Consider the following 19,568-nt stretch of genomic DNA (forward strand, 5'->3'; position numbering starts at 1 on the left):
TGAAAATGGATGCCGAAACTTTAAAAGTAAAAGTAATGGAAACAGCCATTTTTACCAGAATGTTTCCTGAGGCCAAACTAAAAATCATCAATGCTTTAAAAGAAAACAATCAAATTGTAGCGATGACAGGAGATGGAGTCAATGACGGACCAGCGTTGAAAGCGGCTCATATTGGTATTGCCATGGGTAAAAAAGGAACTGAAATTGCTAAGCAAGCCGCTAATCTTATTTTGGTTGATGATGATTTTGCAAAAATGGTTGATGCCATTGCCATGGGAAGAAAAATTTACATCAATCTTAAAAAAGCAATTCAGTATATCATTTCCATTCATATACCCATTATACTTATAGTGTTTATTCCATTGGCATTAGGATGGGTTTATCCAAACATATTTTCACCCGTTCATATCATTTTCTTAGAAATTATCATGGGGCCAACTTGTTCTATTATTTATGAAAACGAACCTATGGAACGGAATTTATTGCTGCAAAAACCAAGACCTTTTAGTACTACTTTTTTTAACTTGAAAGAAATTACAATAAGCATTCTTCAGGGATTAGTAATTACTATCGGATTGCTTTTTGTTTATCAATACTGTATTGCCACAGATTGTTCCGAAAGAATGACCAGAACTACAGTTTTCCTAACATTAATAATCAGTAACATTTTATTGACGTTGTCCAATCGTTCTTTTTATTATTCTATTCTTACGACCATTCGTTATAAAAATAATTTGGTGCCGATGATTATTGGAATTACGTTACTAATGACAGTTTTATTATTATTTGTCCCAATGTTCTCCAACTTATTTTTGTTTGAGAAAGTGACACTAAAACTAGGATTACTTAGTGTTTTTGTAGCTTTTGTTTCCGTGATGTGGATTGAAATTTATAAGTATTTCAGAAGGAATTAGTGATAAGCAGTGAAAATCTTGGTTGCTTCATTGTAAGCACTTTCAAAACTCATCGGTTTGGCATTGGTATCCGCTTTTTGTGCAGTAAAATAGGATAGAAGTTTCTCTGTAGGCATATTACCTGTCAAATCATCTTTTGCCATTGGGCAGCCACCAAAACCTTGAATCGCTCCATCAAAACGAACACATCCTGCTTTATAAGCAGCATCGACTTTTTCATGCCATTTATCCGGAGTCGTATGCAAATGGGCACCAAATTCGATGTTTGGATATTTCGGAATCAAATTCGAAAACAAATAGTTAATCACATCCGGAGTTGAACTTCCGACAGTATCAGATAATGAAAGAATCTTAACGCCCATATTAGCTAATCTCTCTGTCCATTCACCAACGATTTCTACATTCCAGGGATCACCGTACGGATTTCCGAAACCCATTGAAAGATAAGCAACAACTTCTTTATTAGAAGCATCTGCAATGTTTAGGATTTCTTGCAGAGTGACCAGACTTTCAGCAATAGTTTTGTGTGTGTTGCGCATTTGAAAGTTTTCTGAAATAGAAAATGGAAAACCTAAATATTGAATTTCTTTATGTGTTGAAGCGATTTGCGCGCCTTGGGTGTTTGCAATGATTGCCAGTAATTTGCTTTGCGTTTGTGATAAATCCAATTGTGCCAAAACTTCGGCTGTGTCCTGCATTTGAGGAATCGCTTTTGGCGAAACAAAACTTCCAAAATCAATAGTATCAAATCCAACTCGGAGTAACGACTGAATATAATCAACCTTCTTCTGAGTAGGGATGAAATCTTTGATGCCTTGCATGGCATCGCGTGGACATTCTATGATTTTGATTTTTGGGTTCAATTTTTCGGTCTTGGAAGTGGCTAAGTTACTAAGATTTTTTCAGAATCGCTTTATTGATATCAGCTACCAATTTTGGACCTTCATAAATAAATCCGGTGTACAATTGTATCAAACTGGCACCAGCATCTAATTTTTCCAAAGCATCTTCAGCCGAATGAATTCCGCCAACACCAATAATTGGAAACGCTTTGTTGCTTTTTTCTGAAAGAAAACGAATCACTTCTGTCGAACGTTTGGTCAACGGTTTTCCCGATAATCCGCCTGTTTCTGTCTTGTTTTCTGATTGTAATCCTTCTCTTGAAATTGTTGTATTGGTTGCAATTACGCCAGCAATTTTTGTTTCGTTTACAATATCGATAATGTCCAATAGTTGCTCGTTGGTCAAATCGGGAGCAATTTTTAAAAGTATTGGTTTCGGATTCTGCTTTTTGGAGTTTTGGTTTTGAAGTTGCTGCAAAAGTTTTGTCAAAGGCTCTTTTTCCTGCAGCTCACGAAGGTTTGGCGTATTTGGCGAACTTACATTCACTACAAAATAATCAACATAATCGAACAAAGTTTCAAAACAGATTAAGTAATCTGAAGTCGCATCTTCATTTGGTGTGACTTTATTTTTACCGATGTTTCCACCAATAAGAACACCGTTATTTTTCTTCAATCTTAAAACTGCTGCATCAACGCCACCGTTGTTAAACCCCATTCGGTTGATAATTGCGCTGTCTGGTTTTAATCGGAATAAACGTTTTTTTGGATTTCCGTCTTGTGGCTTTGGTGTTAAGGTTCCGATTTCGATAAATCCAAAACCGAAGTCTGATAATTCCTGATAACATTTGGCATCTTTATCAAATCCGGCAGCTAAACCAACAGGATTTTTGAATTTCAATCCAAAAACTTCCCGCTCTAAACGATTGTCTTTGACTTCATATATCGATTTTAAAATATTGGGAACAAAAGGAATTTTGGAAATAAATCTGATAAAACTGAAAGAGAAATAGTGCACTTCTTCCGGGTCAAACCAAAATAAAATGGGACGAATAAGTAGTTTGTACATGTGTTGTGTTGTTGTGGTGCAAATATAGCAATTTGGAGATTTGAAAATTTGAAGATTTGAAAATGATTTAAAGCTTTCTAAAATTTAGTGATATTTTATATTAAATATGAGTTTCATTTTCAAATTTTCAAATTAACCCATTTTCAAATTAACAAATTAATGCTATTTTAGCCAATCAATAGTTTTCAGATGATTTCAGAAGAACAGTTTCAAAAAGAACTTGATATAATTATACAAAACGGAATCCGTGAGGATATTGGTCCGGGCGATTATAGTTCATTGGCTTGTATTCCTAAAAATGCCAAAGGAAAAGCGAAGCTTTTGGTTAAAGACACAGGAATCATTGCCGGCGTTGAATTTGCAAAAATGGTTTTTGAGAATGTTGATCCAACACTGGAAGTTGAAACATTTATTCAGGATGGAACAGCAGTAAAACATGGCGATATTGTTTTTCATGTTTCGGGAAGTTCACAATCTATTTTGAAAGCTGAAAGACTTGTATTGAATTCAATGCAACGCATGTCTGCTATTGCTACCAAAACGAATCAATACATAAAATTATTAGAAGGAACAAAAACAAAAATTCTCGATACACGTAAAACAACACCGGGATTTCGCGCCTGTGAAAAATGGGCTGTCAAAATTGGCGGCGGCGAAAATCATCGTTTTGCCTTGTATGATATGGTGATGCTGAAAGACAACCACAATGATTTTGCGGGTGGAATTACGAATGCAATCAACAAAACCAAAGAGTTTTTGAAGTTTAATAATCTGGATTTGCAGATTATCGTAGAAGCAAGAAACCTTGACGAAATTAAAGAAATACTTGAAAATGATGGTGTTTACAGAATACTGATTGACAACTTCAATTTTGAAGACACCAGGAAAGCGGTTGCATTAATTGGCAATAAATGCTTAACAGAATCATCCGGAAATATCAACGAAAAAACCATTCGTCAATATGCAGATTGCGGTGTTGATTATATTTCTTCAGGAGCATTGACGCATTCAGTTTATAATATGGATTTAAGTTTAAAAGCCATTTAAATGTCAGTAAAAGCAACAGAAAATAAATTCATAAAACTTCCTGTAATTAAACAGCTCGTTTTCCTCATGCATAGAATTAAACTGCCATGGCTACATGGAATGTCTTTGTATGATATGCTCGATTTTTATTTTACAGGAATTGTTCAGGGCGAGATTACATATCGTGCTACAGCAATTGCATTTAGCTTTTTTATGGCGTTATTTCCGTTTGCACTTTTTATACTGAATCTTATTCCGTACATACCAATTACAGGTTTTCAGGATGATTTTTTAAGTTTTGTTAAGGAAAGTGTTCCGCCAACAACTTATGATGCTATTTATAAAATCATCAATGATATTTTGCACAACAGCCATAGCGGTTTGCTTTCGACAGGTTTTGTTATGGCAATTTTTTTGATGACTAATGGTGTGAATGCTATTCTGGGTGGATTTGAAGCTTCGCATCACATTCATGTTTCGTTGAAAAGAAAGTTCTTTAGGCAATATGTTGTGGCTTTGGCGTTATCAATCATGTTATCCCTTCTGTTAATAATTACAGTGGCGGCGATAGTAATCTTCGAGGTTTTTATTCAAAAAACAAAGATTCAGGATGTCTTGTCGGATAAGATTCATTTAATAGAAATGGGAAGATATGGTTTTGTTATTTTGATGATATTAATGGCAACGTCTTTAATGTTCAGATATGGAATTAAGCATGATAAAAAAAGAACATTAATTTCCATTGGTTCCGTTGTTACTACAATTCTAATTATCATTTCCTCTTATTTCTTTGGAATTTGGGTTGTGAAATTTTCAAAATATAATGAGCTTTATGGTTCAATAGGAACATTGTTGATTGTAATGTTTTATATTTGGATAAATTCAATGGTGCTACTTATTGGGTTTGACTTGAATGCCTCTATACATCACATCAAACGTGAAAAACAAAAAGAAATAGATAACACTATACCATGAAAATAACCTTGTCAATTGCTATGTTGTTCATTTTCCAGTTAAGTTTTTCCCAAACTATTTTTGGGAAATGGAAAACCATTGATGATGTCACCGGAAAGGAAAAAGGAATTGTTGAAATTTTTGAATATAAAGGAAAAGTTTACGGAAAAATAATCGAGATTTTTGAAGCAGATAAGAAGCATTTGAAATGCGATAAATGTGAAGGAGATGACCACAACAAGCCAATTCTGGGAATGAACATTATCAAAGGATTGAAAAAAAATGATGGTGTTTATGATGGCGGAAAAATTGTTGATCCAAAAAACGGAAAAAGCTATCACTGCAAAATAACACTCGAAGGGAAAGATAGACTTGTTGTACGTGGTTATATTGGGATAACACTTTTTGGAAGATCACAAACCTGGGTTAGACAAAAATAACTGGACTTAAAATGAATTACTTCATTGAAGTTATTGTTCCGCTTTCTTTACCTAAAACCTTTACTTACAGGGTTTTGGAAAATGAATTTGCTTTTATTAAAAAAGGAATGCGCATTGCAGTTCCATTTGGCAAAAACAAAATTTATACAGCTGTTGCAATCGATTTGCATCAAAACGAACCAACGCTTTATGAAGCCAAAGAAATCCATCAAATCCTTGACGAAAAACCTATTGTAAACGAATTCCAAATTAATCATTGGTTTTGGATTGCGTCATATTATATGTGTAATATTGGCGATGTCTATCGCGGAGCATTGCCTTCAGCTTTGCTTTTAGAAAGCGAAACTGTCATTTCCCAAAACAAGGAAACTTTTGTTGATGAAAGTTCGTTTAATGATGATGAGTTTTTGATTTACGAAGCCTTGCAACATCAATCTTCGTTAAAAGTTCAAAACATTATTGATATTCTGAATAAGAAAACAGTATTGCCGGTTATCCAAAAGCTGATTAATAAAAACATCATTTCACTTCAGGAAGAAATCCATGAAGAATACAAGCCAAAATTGGTTAAATACATTCGTCTGCATCAGCAATATCAAAAGGAAGAAAACCTGATTGTTTTACTAGACAGTCTAAAATCTGAAAAGAGAAAGAATCTTGTTCTTCACTATTTTCAATTGCAGGCGCAGGAAAGGCAGCCTGTTTCAGTAAAACAATTAACCGAAACAGCTCAAGCTTCGGTAGCAATTGTAAAAGCATTGGTTGACAAGCAAATTTTTGAAGAATATTTTATTCAGGAAGACCGAGTAAATTTTGATAAGAATAAAATAGAAAATGAATTGACTTTGAGTCAGGCACAGCAACAAGCTTATGATGAAATATCGAACTCGTTCGGAGAAAAGGAAGTTTGTTTATTGCATGGCGTAACATCCAGCGGAAAAACTGAAATCTATACCAAACTCATTGAAAACTATATTGCCGACGAAAAGCAAGTCTTGTATTTGCTGCCTGAAATCGCTTTGACCACACAGTTGGTTGCCAGATTGACACAACATTTTGGAAATAAAGTGGCTGTCTTCCATTCTAAATATTCCAATAATGAAAGAGTTGAAGTCTGGAATAGCGTAAATCAAAATTTAGAATCAGCGCAAATAGTAATAGGAGCGAGGTCGGCGTTGTTTTTGCCTTTTAATAATTTAGGATTAATCATTGTTGACGAAGAACACGAGCAAACGTTTAAGCAACAAGACCCTGCACCAAGATATCATGCGCGTGATGCTGCAATTGTTTTGGCTAACGCACATCAGGCTAAAGTTTTGTTAGGTTCGGCGACACCAAGTATTGAAACTTATTATAATGCAAATTCAGAAAAATTTGGATTAGTAACTTTAACAGAACGTTTCGGGAAAGTACAAATGCCGGAAATAGAATTAGTAGATTTAAAAGACAGTTATTTCAGAAAAAAAATGAAAGGTCATTTCAGTTCCACATTGATTGATAAAATCACAGAAGCTTTTGCTAATAACGAACAAGTTATTCTTTTCCAGAATCGTCGTGGCTTTTCACCTGTTTTAGAATGTATGACTTGTGGTCATGTGCCGCAATGTCCGCAATGTGATGTTAGTTTGACTTATCATAAATATAAGAATCAGTTGCGTTGTCATTATTGTGGTCATTCGATGGCGAAACCAACGAATTGCCATGTTTGTTCGAGTGTTGATTTGGAAACTAAAGGTTTCGGAACCGAACAAATTGAGTTAGAATTAGCAGAATTATTTCCGCAAAGGAATATCAAACGCATGGATCAGGATACAACTCGAGGGAAATACAGCTTTGAAAAAATCATTGATAGTTTTAAAAACCGTGAAATCGATGTTTTGGTTGGAACACAAATGCTGGCCAAAGGTTTAGATTTTGATAATGTGTCGTTAGTTGGAATCATGAATGCAGACAATATGTTATATCATCCTGATTTTAGGGCTTTTGAAAGAAGTTTTCAGATGATGACGCAGGTTGCAGGTCGCTCCGGAAGAGCTGAAAAACGTGGAAAAGTGATTATTCAGACTTATAATCCGTTGCACAATATTATTCAGCAGGTGACCAATAATGATTATGGCGGAATGTATAAGGAACAACTTTACGAAAGAAAGATATATCATTATCCGCCTTTTTACCGTTTGATAAAACTGACATTAAAACATCGCGACTTTGAAAAACTAAAGGAAGGTTCGATGTGGCTGTATCAGGTTTTGCAACAGAATTTGAGTATTCCAGTTCTCGGCCCGGAAGAACCAGCTATCGGAAGAATCAGAAACGAATATATTAGAACGATAATGATTAAAATGCCAGGTGATGCTTCGATTCAAGGTACAAAAAAAACTATCCAGAAAATACTGAATAGTTTTGATTTGGTTTCACAATACAGAGCTATAAAAGTTACTGTAAATGTTGATTTTTATTGAGTAGATTTAAGCAATAGCTAAAGCTTTAATCAAATCTTCCTTTTTATTTCGGCTCAACGGAATCTTAGTTACTCCAATTTCAGCGAACTTACTATTGAAACGTTCCACTTTATCAATGTTAATAATATAAGATTTGTGAACCCGAATAAATTTCTCTTTTGATAAATCATTTTCAAAAGATTTCATAGTAGAAAGAACAAGATTACTATCTTCTTCGGTAACTACTTTAACATAATCTCCATAAGCTTCAATCCACTTAATTTTATTGGTATAAATTTTAAGTTTCTTAAGATTACTCTTAATAAAGATATGTTCTCCTTCTTCTTCTTGATTTTCTTTTTTAAGCATATGGAAATCCATTGCTCTTCTAACAGATGCATTAAAACGATCTAAAGCTATCGGTTTCTGTAGGTAGTCCGTAGCGTCATAATCGAATGCTTTCATAGCATACTCTGCCTTTGACGTGATAAAAATAATTTGGGGTTTTACTTTTAGGCCGTCAAGAAAATCAAAACCGCTGATAACTGGCATCTCGATATCGAGAAAAATTAAATCAACAGTATGAACCGACATGCAATTTTTTGCTTCAATTGCATTAGAAAAATCACCTACTAAATGTAAATTAGGATGATTATTTACTAACTTTGCAATGATCATTCTCTGAATGGAACTATCATCAACAACAACACAATTTAGTTTCATAATATTATTATTATAGATTTGGAGATGTAAAAATAGATACTTTTTTTGGAACGACCTAACGTTTCATCGTTTTTTTTTGCTTTTAAACGATATTTTTTACTTTTAGACGATTTAATCAAACTTGTGATTGATTATTGAAATATTATTTATACTTTCGCGCCCAAATTAAATTTTAATAACATTATTATGAATCATTACGAAACTGTTTTCATCTTAAATCCCGTTTTATCTGAAGTTCAGGTAAAGGAAACAGTAAGCAAATTTGAAGATTTTCTTACTACTAAAGGAGCAAAGATGGTGTCGAAAGAGGATTGGGGCTTGAAAAAACTAGCTTACGAAATCCAAAACAAGAAAAGTGGATTTTACCACTTATTCGAATTCCAAGTATCAGGAGAAGCTTTAATTGCTTTTGAAACTGAATTTAGACGTGACGAGAGAGTTATGCGTTTCCTTACTGTAAGTCTGGATAAACACGCAATTTCTTGGGCGGAAAGAAGAAGAACTAAACTAAAAGAAGCAAAAGCAAACTAATCATGGCAAACTTACAACAATCCGCTTCAGGAAAAAAAGACGGAGATATCAGATATCTTACGCCTTTGAACATCGAAACAAACAAAACTAAAAAGTATTGTCGTTTCAAAAAGTCTGGAATCAAATACATTGATTATAAAGATGCAGATTTCTTATTGAAATTCGTAAACGAGCAAGGTAAAATTTTGCCAAGACGTTTAACAGGAACTTCATTAAAATACCAAAGAAAAGTGTCAGTAGCTGTGAAAAGAGCTCGTCACTTAGCTTTAATGCCATACGTGGCCGATTTATTAAAATAATATAAACTCAGTTGTTGGTTTCTCGTAAAACAGAACCTAACTTCTTTAATAAGGACAACAACATGGAATTGATCTTAAAACAAGACGTTCAAAATTTAGGCTTTAAAGATGACGTAGTAAACGTGAAAAACGGATACGGTCGTAACTTCTTAATCCCACAAGGATTTGCTTCATTAGCAACACCTTCTGCGAAAAAAGTTTTAGCTGAAAATTTAAAACAAAGAGCACATAAAGAAGCTAAAGTAGTAAACGATGCAAAAGCATTGGGTGAAGCTATAAAAGCTTTAGAAATTAAACTTACGGCAAAAGCTGGTGGAGAAAAATTATTTGGTTCTATTTCTAACATTGATATCGCTACTGCATTAGAAGCTGCCGGTCAAACTGTTGATAGAAAATTCATCACTAGTGGCGTTGTAAAACGTACAGGTAAATACACTGCAACTGTGAGACTTCACAGAGATGTTGTTGTTGAATTGCCATATGAAATCGTAGCTGAAGTTTAATATTTCGCTAACAACCTAAAATCCCGATGAGAATCGGGATTTTTTTTTATCTGAGAAAAAGTAAATATGACTACACCTGTTAAAATTGACATATTAAATATTGCATTGATTTTTTTGTCATTGTTTGTTTCGTTGATTTTTCCTTTTGAACTTTTTCTTTTTTCTTATGCTGTTTTAGGCCCATTGCATTATATAACTGAAATTAATTGGCTGCATAAAAAGGATTATTTTATCAGGGACAAAAAGTACATTTGGATATTGTTGGTGCTCACAACATCAATAACAATAGTGTCCCTTTTTAAATATTTTAAATTTGACACTTTTTTTTCAAATTATTTATATGCTTATTCCAAATGGATAATCAACCTGTTGATTATTTCCAGTTTATTTTTTTCGGTTGGTTTGGTTTTGTTTAAAGATTCAAAAAAGATAATTTGGTCTTTACTTATTGCACTTGCATTAGGATTGCTTATTTTAAAGTTTATCCCTTTTTCTTTTTTGATGATTGGTGTTTTTTTACCGACTTTAATTCATGTGTATTTGTTCACTATGCTATTCATGGTTTTTGGAGCTTTAAAAAGTCCATCCGTTTATGGAGTAGCTGCCATTATAATATTGGCTTTTGTACCTTTATTTATTTTTTATAATCCATTTTTATATCCTGGGCAGATTTCTGAATCGGTTAAAATCGCTTTTTTAGAATCCCGATTTAAAAAGGTTATTGTTTCTTTTAACCAACTATTGAATGATATTCCAATTTCAGATTTTAACTTTAATTCAGGACTAATAATCAAAATCCAAACCTTTATTGCATTTGCTTATACTTATCATTATTTGAATTGGTTTTCCAAAACCTCAATTATAGGATGGAATAAAAACCTCTCTAAACCTAAGCTTTTATTGATTTTAATTTTTTGGATTGCATCAATGGCGTTATATGCTTACAGTTATAAAATGGGTATCCTGGCATTGTTTTTTTTAAGTATGTTTCACGTTATCGTTGAGTTTCCATTGAATATTATTTCCATTAAAGAGGTGTTTTTTAAAAAGTAAGTTATTCTATTAATCTCCTAAATAATATATTTGCACCCTTAAATAAGGTCATTGATGCCTGAAAAGTTATAAATAATGAAATACAAAAGATTAACAAAAGAGCAATTTGAAGAATTGCACAAAGAATTTACAAACTTCTTAGCAACCCAATCTATTGATAAAGGAGAATGGGATAAAATAAAAGCAGATAAACCCGAAGTTGCCGAACAGGAACTTGATGTTTTCTCCGATTTGATTTGGGAAGGCGTTTTGAGCAATGCTAATTATTTAGAACATTTTTCTAAAAACCATATTTTCCTTTTTCACTGCCAGGAAAAATTCATTCAGTCTATTGTTTTAAAAGCATTAGAACCACAAGTTGATTTTATGGGAAAAGATGGTTTGCAATGGCTGAGTGATAATATATTCACAGATACTGTTGAAATTCATTTGGGTAAAAAAGAATATCAGGACGAAAGAAACAAAGCGATTTTTGATTTAATAAAAGAAGGCGCCATTTTGAGCGACGGACAATTATACCTTCAAATTAACGGAATAATTCAGTCTTAAAGTTTATTTTTTTTCAAAAATATTGGCTATTTTAGTGCACACAATTTGCAACTAAAATAGCCAATTTCTTTTTATGGATATTCAGAAAACTATTCAGGATTTAAGCGATGAACTCAATCAACATAACCACAATTATTATGTGTTAGATACGCCAACGATTTCTGATTTTGAATTTGATCAAAAACTAAAACAACTTCAGGAATTAGAAATTCAGCATCCTGAATTCAATGATGATAATTCACCAACACAACGAGTTGGCGGAACAATTACCAAAAACTTCAACACTGTAGTTCATGATTACAGAATGTATTCTTTAGACAATTCGTATTCCAAGGAAGATCTAATCGATTGGGAAGGCCGAATTCACAGAGCTTTAGGAAATGCTCCTTTGCAATATACCTGCGAATTAAAATATGATGGCGCATCGATTTCGATAACCTATGAAAATGGGAAACTGAAACGTGCTGTCACCCGTGGCGATGGTTTTCAGGGCGATGATGTGACTAATAACATTAAAACCATAAAATCTATTCCGCTGAAATTAAAAGGTGAATATCCGGCTCGATTTGATATTCGTGGTGAAATCATCCTGCCTTTTGAAGGTTTTGCAAAAATGAATCAAGAATTGATTGAAATTGGTGAAACTCCTTATTCTAATCCAAGGAATACAGCTTCCGGAAGTTTGAAACTTCAGGATAGCAGTGAAGTAGCCAAGCGACCTTTAGAATGTTTGCTCTATTTTATTGTTGGTAACAATCTGAATATTAATTCGCAATACGAAGGATTAGAAGCAGCTCGTAAATGGGGTTTCAAAGTTCCAAAGGAAGCCAAACTGGCAAATAACATTGAAGAAGTTTTTGATTATATAAATCATTGGGATACACACCGTCACGATTTACCTTATGAAACGGATGGTGTTGTAATAAAAGTAAACAACCTGCATCAACAGGATGAATTGGGTTATACTGCAAAATCTCCGCGTTGGGCGATAGCATATAAATTTAAAGCTGAGCAGGTTTCAACTACATTAAATTCGATTTCGTATCAGGTTGGACGAACGGGTTCTATAACTCCGGTTGCTAATCTGAAACCAGTGCAATTGGCCGGAACTATTGTAAAACGTGCTTCGCTGCACAATGCAGATCAAATAGAAAAACTGGATATTCGTGTTGGTGACACAGTTTTCGTAGAAAAAGGCGGAGAAATTATTCCAAAGATTATTGGTGTTGATTTCACTCAAAGAAATCCTGAATCAGAAAAAACAGAATACATTAAACATTGCCCGGAATGTGATTCAGAATTAATCAGAATCCCAGGTGAAGCCAATCATTATTGTCCAAATTTCTATGGCTGTCCACCACAAATCATCGGCAGAATTCAGCATTTTATTTCGCGTAAAGCGATGGATATTGAAGGCCTTGGAGGAGAAACAGTGGCTTTGTTATTCAATAATAATTTGGTTAAAGATTACGCAGATTTATATGAATTAACAGTCGAGCAGATTTTACCATTGGAAAGAATGGCTCAGAAATCGGCAGAAAACTTAGTTAATGGCGTTCAGAAATCTAAGGAAATTCCATTTGAAAGAGTTTTGTATGCAATTGGAATTCGCTATGTTGGTGAAACAGTAGCCAAAAAATTAGCAAAACATTATAAGAATATTGATGCGTTGCAAAATGCTTCTTTAATGGATTTAATTTTGGTTGACGAAATAGGAGAGAAGATTGCACAAAGCGTAATCGAGTTTTTTGAAAACCAGGAAAATGTCAAAATAATTGAACGCTTAAAGCAATTTGGAGTGCAATTAGAAATAGTTGAAAAATTTAATCCAAACGCAACAGAAAAACTATTAGGTAAAACCTTAGTAGTTTCCGGCGTGTTCGAGAAATTCTCCAGAGATGATCTGAAAAAAGCAATTGAAGATAATGGTGGGAAAGTGGGAAGTTCCATTTCTGCCAAAACGGATTATGTTGTTGCCGGCGATAATATGGGTCCGGCTAAGTTGGAAAAAGCGAATCAGCTAAAAATTGCTATCATTTCAGAAACAGATTTTCTAGCTATGATTACAGATTGAAATTATGCACTTAATTAATTTTAACCTTAATAAGTGCCGCATTTAAAAAATATTAGAGTAACTTTATTTAAGTTTTTTGAGTTGTAACAAATTATTAAACTGCCTTCAAATCGAAAAAATGAACCTGGATAACTCTTTAAATAAGTATAGAAAAAATATTTCAAGTGTCTTTTTATTATCTTCTTTTTTTATTATTTCACTATTAGAAATCATAGCAGAATATAATGAGAATAAGATTTTGATATGGATTACAAAGCCTTTTATCATTCCGTTTTTACTGGCTTATTATTTACGCCTGACTAAACAAACTAACAATTATTTTATACTGGCGTTGCTTTGTAGCTGGGTTGCCAATTTGCTTTTTATAGAAAACACGTTGGCATGGATTGTTTATGGTTCTACATTTTTTTTAGTTTATAGAATTATTATTATTCATATAGTAATGAATAGAGTAAAAATGCCAAGTTTAGTTCCATTAATTATAGGTTCAATTCCTTTTGTTTTTATTTATGCAACGATTTGCTTTCTATCTTTTGAAGCCATGGGCGATAATATTTATTTGTTCTTAATACACGGAATATTCACGATATTTTTAGGAGGATTAAGCCTTGGAAATTATATCATGGTTTTGAATAAATCCAATTTGTTTTTATTTTTAAGTACAATGCTTTTTGCATTGACACAGTTTAGTTTTGTGCTAAAAGTATATTATGAAAACGGGAATGTGTTTCAGGCAATGGCAATGATAATGTTTGTAATAGGGCAGTACCTATTGACAAAATTTATCTTCTTAACCGAGGAAAGTAATAATAAATATGCGACTAACGATAAGTTAAATTAAACAGCTGAATTTTTTGAAATCACATTTGATGCGACAAAAAGAAAACATAATAAACTCATTAACAGTATGTTATTTTATAATAGCTTTTTTCGAAGTTATAGCTGAGTATTTTATTAACAGACCAATGATTTGTATTCTGAAACCAATAATTCCGCTATTTTTAATTGTGATTTATTGTATTGAATCCAATAAAAAAAACAAGCTTTTTATAGTTGCTTTGCTTTTGTCATTAATTACAAATATTCTCTTCATTCCCAATACACAAATGTATTTGTTCTATGGTTTATTAGTTTTTACAGTGCATCGTATAATCGTAATATACTTAATATTTAGCCTTCAGAAAGTCAATGATTTTATTCCTTTGATAATTGCAACAGCGCCATTTTTACTGATATTCTTTTATTTGTTTTTAGAAACTGTTGAAATCCCACCGGACAGCATTTATTTAATAATATTCCAGAATTTATTGATATCAATGTTCGCCGGAATTGCACTTTCGAGTTATTTTATGAATGATAACAAGCAAAATTCGGTGCTACTAATTAGCGCACTGCTTTTTGTGATGCTGCAGTTTGTGGTTTTTGTAGAGAAGTATTTTTTGGTAGACGAATTTGAAGAAATGTTAAGACCATTAGCAATGACATTCAATGCTTTGGCGTTCTTCACTTTTTACAAATATGTTATCGTTGCTGAGAAATCACACCATAATTGATTTTCCTAAAGCTGCTTTTGATATATCGTCATCAAAATAAAAATCTATTCTGCCTAGATTTATTCCATAGCAACCAACCTGGTTAACCAAAACATCTTTCCCGTCCGCATTTTTCAAAACAGTCGGTTTGTCCAGGAAAGTATGTGTATGACCACCAATAATCAAATCAATGTCTTTGGTCAAAGCGGCTAATTTAATATCACTTATTTTATCCTTGTCATTTTTGTATTCATAACCAATATGCGAAAGACAAATTACCAAGTCACATTTTTGTTCATGCTTTAAAATTCGAGCCAAATCCTGTGAAATGCTAACAGGATCGTGATAAACAGTTTCTTTGTAGTTTTTCTTGTCTACCAAACCTGCAAGCTCAACACCAATTCCAAAAACACCAACTTTAATTCCATCTTTCAGAAATATTTTATAAGGCTTCACATGACCATTCATTACGGTATTCTTGAAATCATAATTGGCATTGACAAACTCAAAACTGGCATTTGGCAATTGATTGTACAAACCTTCAATTCCGTTATCAAAATCGTGGTTTCCAATGGTAGCCAAATCATATTTCATCATGCTCATCAGTTTGAATTCTAATTCGCCTCCATAATAATTGAAGTAAGGCGTTCCCTGAAAAATATCACCGGCATCAAGTAATAAAACATTTGGATTTTCTTTTCTGATAGTTTCAATCAAAGCCGCTCTTCTGGCGACACCGCCCATATTTGGATTTTTTGGATGCGTTGGCGGAAATGGATCAATATAACTATGCACGTCGTTAGTATGAAGTATCGTCAAATGCTTAGTGTCGACAGTTTTAAAGCTACTTAAAGATAAACCTCCAAGTCCTAAAAAAGCTGAACTTAAAGCTGTATTCTGTATAAAATCTCTTCTTTTCATTTATGCTGAATTTACTTGTTCTGAATTCATTTCAGAAGTTGAGCATCTCACAATGCTGAATTATATTTTGTTATTCTTTAGAAATTCTAATGTCTTTGTTAGCCGTAATAATTTTGTTTTCCTTGAAATAATCGATGATGATATTTCGGAGTTTATAGTTTAAATCATATTGCTCAACTCCTTTTTTGAAGAAAAGCATGTTATCGCCACCATTAGATAAATAATCTGAAGTAACGACATAATATACTTTGTCATTTTGCAATGGATTTCCTTTTATTAAGATGTTCTTTGGCTGATTCTTTTTGTCAATTGTAAAAGTCAGTCCTTTTAAGGGATGTGGTTTTTTCTCTGAAATAATGTAGTTTATCATTTCCAAAACCTGTTCACCTTTCAGTCCAATTACAATGGCGCTGTTTTCAAAAGGCATAACTTCATACGCAGTTCTTGCAGTTACATTTCCCTGCGGAATAATGCTTCTGATACCGCCGTGATTCAGCATACAAATATCTAATGCTTTTTTCTCACGCATCTGAAACACTTTATCCGATTTTTCAAAAGTGATATCCGCTAAAAAGTTTCCCATTGGTGTTTGCCATTCGCCAGATTTATCGAGAGTTTCCGGAGCATTTGCTAAAACCATATTCAAATCAGCATCAATTTTATCGCGATAAGGTTTGATAAAGTTTTCTATTTCAGCAACTTCAGAATTCTTGTCCGTAATTCCAATTTCCTTGCCTTCAATTTTGGTAACTGCATATTTCTTTTCGGCACAGGAAATAACAGCGGTAAATGTTAATAATAAAACAAAATGCTTTAATACAACGTTATAGTTTTTTAGTTTTACCATCGATTTTTGCTACTAATTTTAGTAAATTTGTAATTCAAGTAAAAGTAGTATGTTTTTAAATTACTTCAAGGATTTTTCAACAAAAAAAATAGTTAAAAATAGCCTGTCAAATGTCAAACATTTGGCCACCGATGATGTAATCAAAACCGTTGGGATTATTTTTGACGAAAGCTATTTTTATGAAAGAGAAGCCTTGGTTAAAGGATTAATTAAAAAAGGCATAGCTGAAAAGGATATCAAAGTTTTGGTTTTTAAAGACAAAATTAAAAAGAATGAGGTTTTTGATTATCCTGTTTTTAGTCACAAAGATTTGAGTTGGCATGGAACTGTAGATAAAAAAGAAGTAAAAGATTTTATCACAGAACCTTTTGATTTACTGATTAACTATTATGATACCGAAAAAGTAGCATTATTGCTGGTTTCTCATTTATCCAAAGCAGGTTTCAAAGTTGGTTTCGCTTCTATTGACAAGCGGTTGAATCATTTCATGATTAATACCAATGCCGAAAACTATAAAGTTTTTATGTCCGAATTATTCAAGTATTTAAAAATTCTAAACAAAATATAAAATGCAATCATTAATTGGAACCGGAGTTGCTCTTGTTACACCATTCAAAAAAGATTTTTCAGTAGACGTTGAGGCGTTGAAAGCCATTGTAAATTTTCAGGTTGATAACGGAATAGATTATTTAGTTGTCCTTGGAACTACTGCCGAAAGTGCTACGTTGTCAAAAACTGAAAAAGAATTGGTTATAAAGACAATCGTTGATGCCAATAAAGGAAGATTGCCTTTGGTTCTTGGTGTCGGCAGCAACAATACCGCTGAAGTTGTAGAAGAATTAAAATCAGGTAGTTTTTCAGACTTCGTTGCTATTTTATCGGTTTCTCCATATTACAATAAACCAACACAGGAAGGTATTTATCAGCATTTCAAAGCGATTGCTGAAGCATCGCCAATTCCGATTATTTTGTATAATGTTCCGGGAAGAACTGCAAGCAATATGTTACCGTCGACTATCATCAGACTGGCAAACGATTTTAAAAATGTAATTGCTGTAAAAGAAGCTGCCGGTGATATCGTTCAAGCGATGAAATTGATACAGGATAAGCCAAAAGACTTTTTGGTGATTTCGGGTGATGATATGATTACATTACCAATGATTTTGGCTGGAGGATCTGGCGTTATTTCGGTAATTGCAGAAGGTTTTCCAAAACAATTTTCAGAAATGGTGCATCTTGGTTTAAACAAAAAGGTAGATGATGCTTATAAAATCCATTACCTTCTAGCTGATTCAATTGATATGATTTTTGAACAGGGAAATCCGGCCGGAATCAAAGAAGTCTTTAAATCATTAGGTTTATCTGAGAATACTGTCCGTTTGCCATTAGTAAATGTCAACGAAGATTTGGCAAATCGCCTGCATGATTTCACCAATAAAATTTCAAAAATGTAGTTTTTTTGAAGTCGAAAAAAATATTTTGTATTCAACAATTAATAACTAAATTTGCAGTTGCTTTTTAAAACACAAAAACTGTTTAAAATCAGCTGAATTAAATAAATAAATGAAGAAATTTTTAGCCCTATTCGCAGTAATTATATTTTTATCGTCTTGTAGCGATTACCAAAGAGCATTAAAATCGGAAGATATTGCTGTTAAATTTATATCAGCTACCAAAATGTATGAGGCCAAAAAATATGGTAAAGCGATTCGTCTTTTTGAACAAATTGCTCCTGCTTATAAAGGAAAGCCTCAGGCAGAAAGATTGTTTTATATGTATTCACAGGCATTATACAAAACGGAACAATATTATTTAGCAGGTTATCAGTTTGAAAGCTTTGTAGCAAGTTATCCAAAAAGCGAAAAAGTGGAAGAAGCTTCGTTTTTGGGAGCAAAATCATTTAGTTTTTTATCACCGGTTTATAGTTTAGATCAAACAGATACGTATAAAGCAATTGATAAACTTCAGAATTATATTGATACCTATCCTGAAGGACAAAATTTAGAAGCTGCTAATTTATTGGCAAAAGATTTAAGAGAAAAGCTGGAGAAGAAAGCATACGAAAATGCTAAAATCTACTATACGATTTCAGATTATAAAGCGGCAATGGTAGCCTTTGACAATTTTATTATTAATTTTCCGGGAACGCCATATAAAGAGAAAGCATTATATTATAAATTAGATTCTGCTTATTTATTAGCTATCAATAGTATTCCTTCGAAAATGAAAGAAAGACTTGATAATGCAAAAACAGCTTATGCAAGTTTGATGAAATTTAAAGCAGACACAAAATACAAATCAAAAGCTGACGAAATGTTGGCTAGAATTGAAACCGATTTAAAACAATTTTCTAAATAAAAAAGTCATGGATTTAAAAAAGACGAATGCACCAGTAAACACAGTTACTTACAATAAAACTGTAATTGAAGAGCGTACTGGCAATGTTTATGAGGCAATTACAATAATGGCTAAAAGAGCAAACCAAATCAATTCTGAAATCAAAAAAGAATTGACTGAGAAATTAGAAGAGTTTGCAACTTACAACGATAGTCTTGAAGAAATCTTCGAAAACAAAGAGCAAATCGAAGTTTCTAAATACTACGAAAAATTACCAAAACCTCATGCATTAGCTGTTCAGGAATGGCTTGATGACAAAATTTACTACAGAGATACTACAAAAGACTAATAAAGATGTCTGTTTTAAGCGGTAAAAAAATAGTACTAGGTGTATCTGGTGGAATTGCCGCATACAAAACAGCAACATTAGTTAGGTTATTTATAAAAGCAGGTGCACATGTCCAAGTGATAATGACACCTGCTTCTAAGGATTTTGTAACGCCCTTAACGTTA

At 33.0% G+C, this 19,568-nt stretch carries 23 protein-coding genes; 18 read left to right on the forward strand and 5 right to left on the reverse strand.

Annotation, left to right across the window (positions count from 1 at the left end; all coding sequences use genetic code 11):
* Positions 1 to 914: cation-translocating P-type ATPase (locus tag ABIQ27_RS03050; RefSeq protein ID WP_348031951.1), on the forward strand; the 914-nt coding region annotated here is incomplete at its 5' end.
* On the opposite strand, the gene ABIQ27_RS03055 is transcribed toward ABIQ27_RS03050, so the two are convergent.
* Positions 911 to 1,777, reverse strand: coding sequence for a hydroxymethylglutaryl-CoA lyase (locus ABIQ27_RS03055; protein WP_348031953.1), 867 nt, complete (start codon positions 1,775 to 1,777; stop codon positions 911 to 913). The two genes, ABIQ27_RS03050 and ABIQ27_RS03055, sit on opposite strands and share 4 nt — an antisense overlap.
* A 28-nt stretch (positions 1,778 to 1,805) precedes the next feature.
* Positions 1,806 to 2,825 carry a quinone-dependent dihydroorotate dehydrogenase gene (locus ABIQ27_RS03060; protein WP_348031955.1) on the reverse strand — a complete coding sequence of 340 codons (1,020 nt, stop codon included), beginning with the start codon at positions 2,823 to 2,825 and terminating at the stop codon, positions 1,806 to 1,808.
* Positions 2,826 to 3,014: 189 nt separating this feature from the next.
* On the opposite strand from ABIQ27_RS03060, the gene nadC reads away from it, so the two are divergent.
* Genes nadC through priA form a run of 4 tightly spaced genes read left to right on the forward strand, consistent with a single transcriptional unit; the run spans position 3,015 to position 7,707 of the window.
* Positions 3,015 to 3,872 (forward strand): carboxylating nicotinate-nucleotide diphosphorylase, encoded by an 858-nt coding sequence (gene nadC, locus ABIQ27_RS03065; protein ID WP_348031957.1) that lies wholly within the window; start codon positions 3,015 to 3,017, stop codon positions 3,870 to 3,872.
* A complete protein-coding gene (locus ABIQ27_RS03070) occupies positions 3,873 to 4,826 on the forward strand; it encodes a YihY/virulence factor BrkB family protein (RefSeq protein ID WP_348031959.1) in 954 nt (317 codons plus the stop codon).
* Complete coding sequence (locus ABIQ27_RS03075; RefSeq protein WP_348031961.1) at positions 4,823 to 5,245, forward strand: DUF2147 domain-containing protein; 423 nt, start codon at positions 4,823 to 4,825, stop codon at positions 5,243 to 5,245. The genes ABIQ27_RS03070 and ABIQ27_RS03075 overlap by 4 nt, the downstream gene beginning before the upstream one ends.
* Before the next feature lie 11 nt (positions 5,246 to 5,256).
* Positions 5,257 to 7,707, forward strand: a complete 2,451-nt coding sequence (gene priA / locus ABIQ27_RS03080; protein ID WP_348031963.1) for a primosomal protein N' — start codon at positions 5,257 to 5,259, stop codon at positions 7,705 to 7,707.
* Positions 7,708 to 7,713: 6 nt separating this feature from the next.
* Here priA and ABIQ27_RS03085 read toward each other — a convergent pair whose 3' ends face one another.
* Complete coding sequence (locus ABIQ27_RS03085; protein WP_136152297.1) at positions 7,714 to 8,409, reverse strand: LytTR family DNA-binding domain-containing protein; 696 nt, start codon at positions 8,407 to 8,409, stop codon at positions 7,714 to 7,716.
* A gap of 186 nt (positions 8,410 to 8,595) precedes the next feature.
* On the opposite strand from ABIQ27_RS03085, the gene rpsF reads away from it, so the two are divergent.
* The 8 genes from rpsF (at position 8,596) to ABIQ27_RS03125 (ending at position 14,971) form a co-directional block, all read left to right on the forward strand.
* Complete coding sequence (gene rpsF / locus ABIQ27_RS03090) at positions 8,596 to 8,940, forward strand: 30S ribosomal protein S6 (protein WP_293893144.1); 345 nt, start codon at positions 8,596 to 8,598, stop codon at positions 8,938 to 8,940.
* 2 nt (positions 8,941 to 8,942) lie between these two features.
* Positions 8,943 to 9,239: a 30S ribosomal protein S18 gene (gene rpsR / locus ABIQ27_RS03095; protein WP_136152299.1), complete on the forward strand. Its 297-nt coding sequence runs from the start codon at positions 8,943 to 8,945 to the stop codon at positions 9,237 to 9,239.
* A gap of 62 nt (positions 9,240 to 9,301) precedes the next feature.
* The gene (gene rplI, locus ABIQ27_RS03100; protein ID WP_348031966.1) at positions 9,302 to 9,742 is read left to right on the forward strand and encodes a 50S ribosomal protein L9; all 441 of its coding nucleotides are present in this window, start codon (positions 9,302 to 9,304) and stop codon (positions 9,740 to 9,742) included.
* 66 nt (positions 9,743 to 9,808) lie between these two features.
* Positions 9,809 to 10,795, forward strand: coding sequence for a hypothetical protein (locus tag ABIQ27_RS03105; RefSeq protein ID WP_348031967.1), 987 nt, complete (start codon positions 9,809 to 9,811; stop codon positions 10,793 to 10,795).
* 75 nt (positions 10,796 to 10,870) lie between these two features.
* On the forward strand, positions 10,871 to 11,344 hold the full coding sequence (locus ABIQ27_RS03110; protein ID WP_348031968.1) for a DUF6495 family protein: 474 nt from the start codon (positions 10,871 to 10,873) through the stop codon (positions 11,342 to 11,344).
* Between the two features lie 73 nt (positions 11,345 to 11,417).
* Positions 11,418 to 13,418 carry an NAD-dependent DNA ligase LigA gene (gene ligA, locus ABIQ27_RS03115; protein WP_348031970.1) on the forward strand — a complete coding sequence of 667 codons (2,001 nt, stop codon included), beginning with the start codon at positions 11,418 to 11,420 and terminating at the stop codon, positions 13,416 to 13,418.
* 118 nt (positions 13,419 to 13,536) lie between these two features.
* Complete coding sequence (locus tag ABIQ27_RS03120) at positions 13,537 to 14,259, forward strand: lysoplasmalogenase family protein (protein WP_348031972.1); 723 nt, start codon at positions 13,537 to 13,539, stop codon at positions 14,257 to 14,259.
* Between the two features lie 28 nt (positions 14,260 to 14,287).
* Positions 14,288 to 14,971: a lysoplasmalogenase family protein gene (locus ABIQ27_RS03125; RefSeq protein ID WP_348031973.1), complete on the forward strand. Its 684-nt coding sequence runs from the start codon at positions 14,288 to 14,290 to the stop codon at positions 14,969 to 14,971.
* On the opposite strand, the gene ABIQ27_RS03130 is transcribed toward ABIQ27_RS03125, so the two are convergent.
* A complete protein-coding gene (locus tag ABIQ27_RS03130; RefSeq protein ID WP_348031974.1) occupies positions 14,957 to 15,871 on the reverse strand; it encodes a metallophosphatase in 915 nt (304 codons plus the stop codon). The two genes, ABIQ27_RS03125 and ABIQ27_RS03130, sit on opposite strands and share 15 nt — an antisense overlap.
* 70 nt (positions 15,872 to 15,941) lie before the next feature.
* On the reverse strand, positions 15,942 to 16,718 hold the full coding sequence (locus ABIQ27_RS03135) for a 5'-nucleotidase (RefSeq protein ID WP_348031975.1): 777 nt from the start codon (positions 16,716 to 16,718) through the stop codon (positions 15,942 to 15,944).
* Between the two features lie 49 nt (positions 16,719 to 16,767).
* Here ABIQ27_RS03135 and ABIQ27_RS03140 point away from each other — a divergent pair, with 49 nt between their 5' ends.
* The 5 genes from ABIQ27_RS03140 to ABIQ27_RS03160 all read left to right on the forward strand — a co-directional run.
* Positions 16,768 to 17,286: a hypothetical protein gene (locus ABIQ27_RS03140; RefSeq protein ID WP_348031976.1), complete on the forward strand. Its 519-nt coding sequence runs from the start codon at positions 16,768 to 16,770 to the stop codon at positions 17,284 to 17,286.
* Between the two features lies 1 nt (position 17,287).
* Positions 17,288 to 18,172, forward strand: a complete 885-nt coding sequence (dapA, locus tag ABIQ27_RS03145; protein WP_348031977.1) for a 4-hydroxy-tetrahydrodipicolinate synthase — start codon at positions 17,288 to 17,290, stop codon at positions 18,170 to 18,172.
* A 109-nt stretch (positions 18,173 to 18,281) separates the two neighbouring features.
* The gene (gene bamD / locus ABIQ27_RS03150) at positions 18,282 to 19,076 is read left to right on the forward strand and encodes an outer membrane protein assembly factor BamD (RefSeq protein ID WP_348031978.1); all 795 of its coding nucleotides are present in this window, start codon (positions 18,282 to 18,284) and stop codon (positions 19,074 to 19,076) included.
* Between the two features lie 7 nt (positions 19,077 to 19,083).
* Positions 19,084 to 19,404, forward strand: coding sequence for a DNA-directed RNA polymerase subunit omega (locus ABIQ27_RS03155; RefSeq protein ID WP_284652222.1), 321 nt, complete (start codon positions 19,084 to 19,086; stop codon positions 19,402 to 19,404).
* 5 nt (positions 19,405 to 19,409) lie between these two features.
* The coding region (locus tag ABIQ27_RS03160; protein ID WP_348031979.1) for a flavoprotein at positions 19,410 to 19,568 on the forward strand (159 nt) is incomplete at its 3' end.

The sequence above is a fragment of the Flavobacterium sp. genome, from assembly GCF_039916025.1.
Classification (GTDB): Bacteria; Bacteroidota; Bacteroidia; order Flavobacteriales; family Flavobacteriaceae; genus Flavobacterium.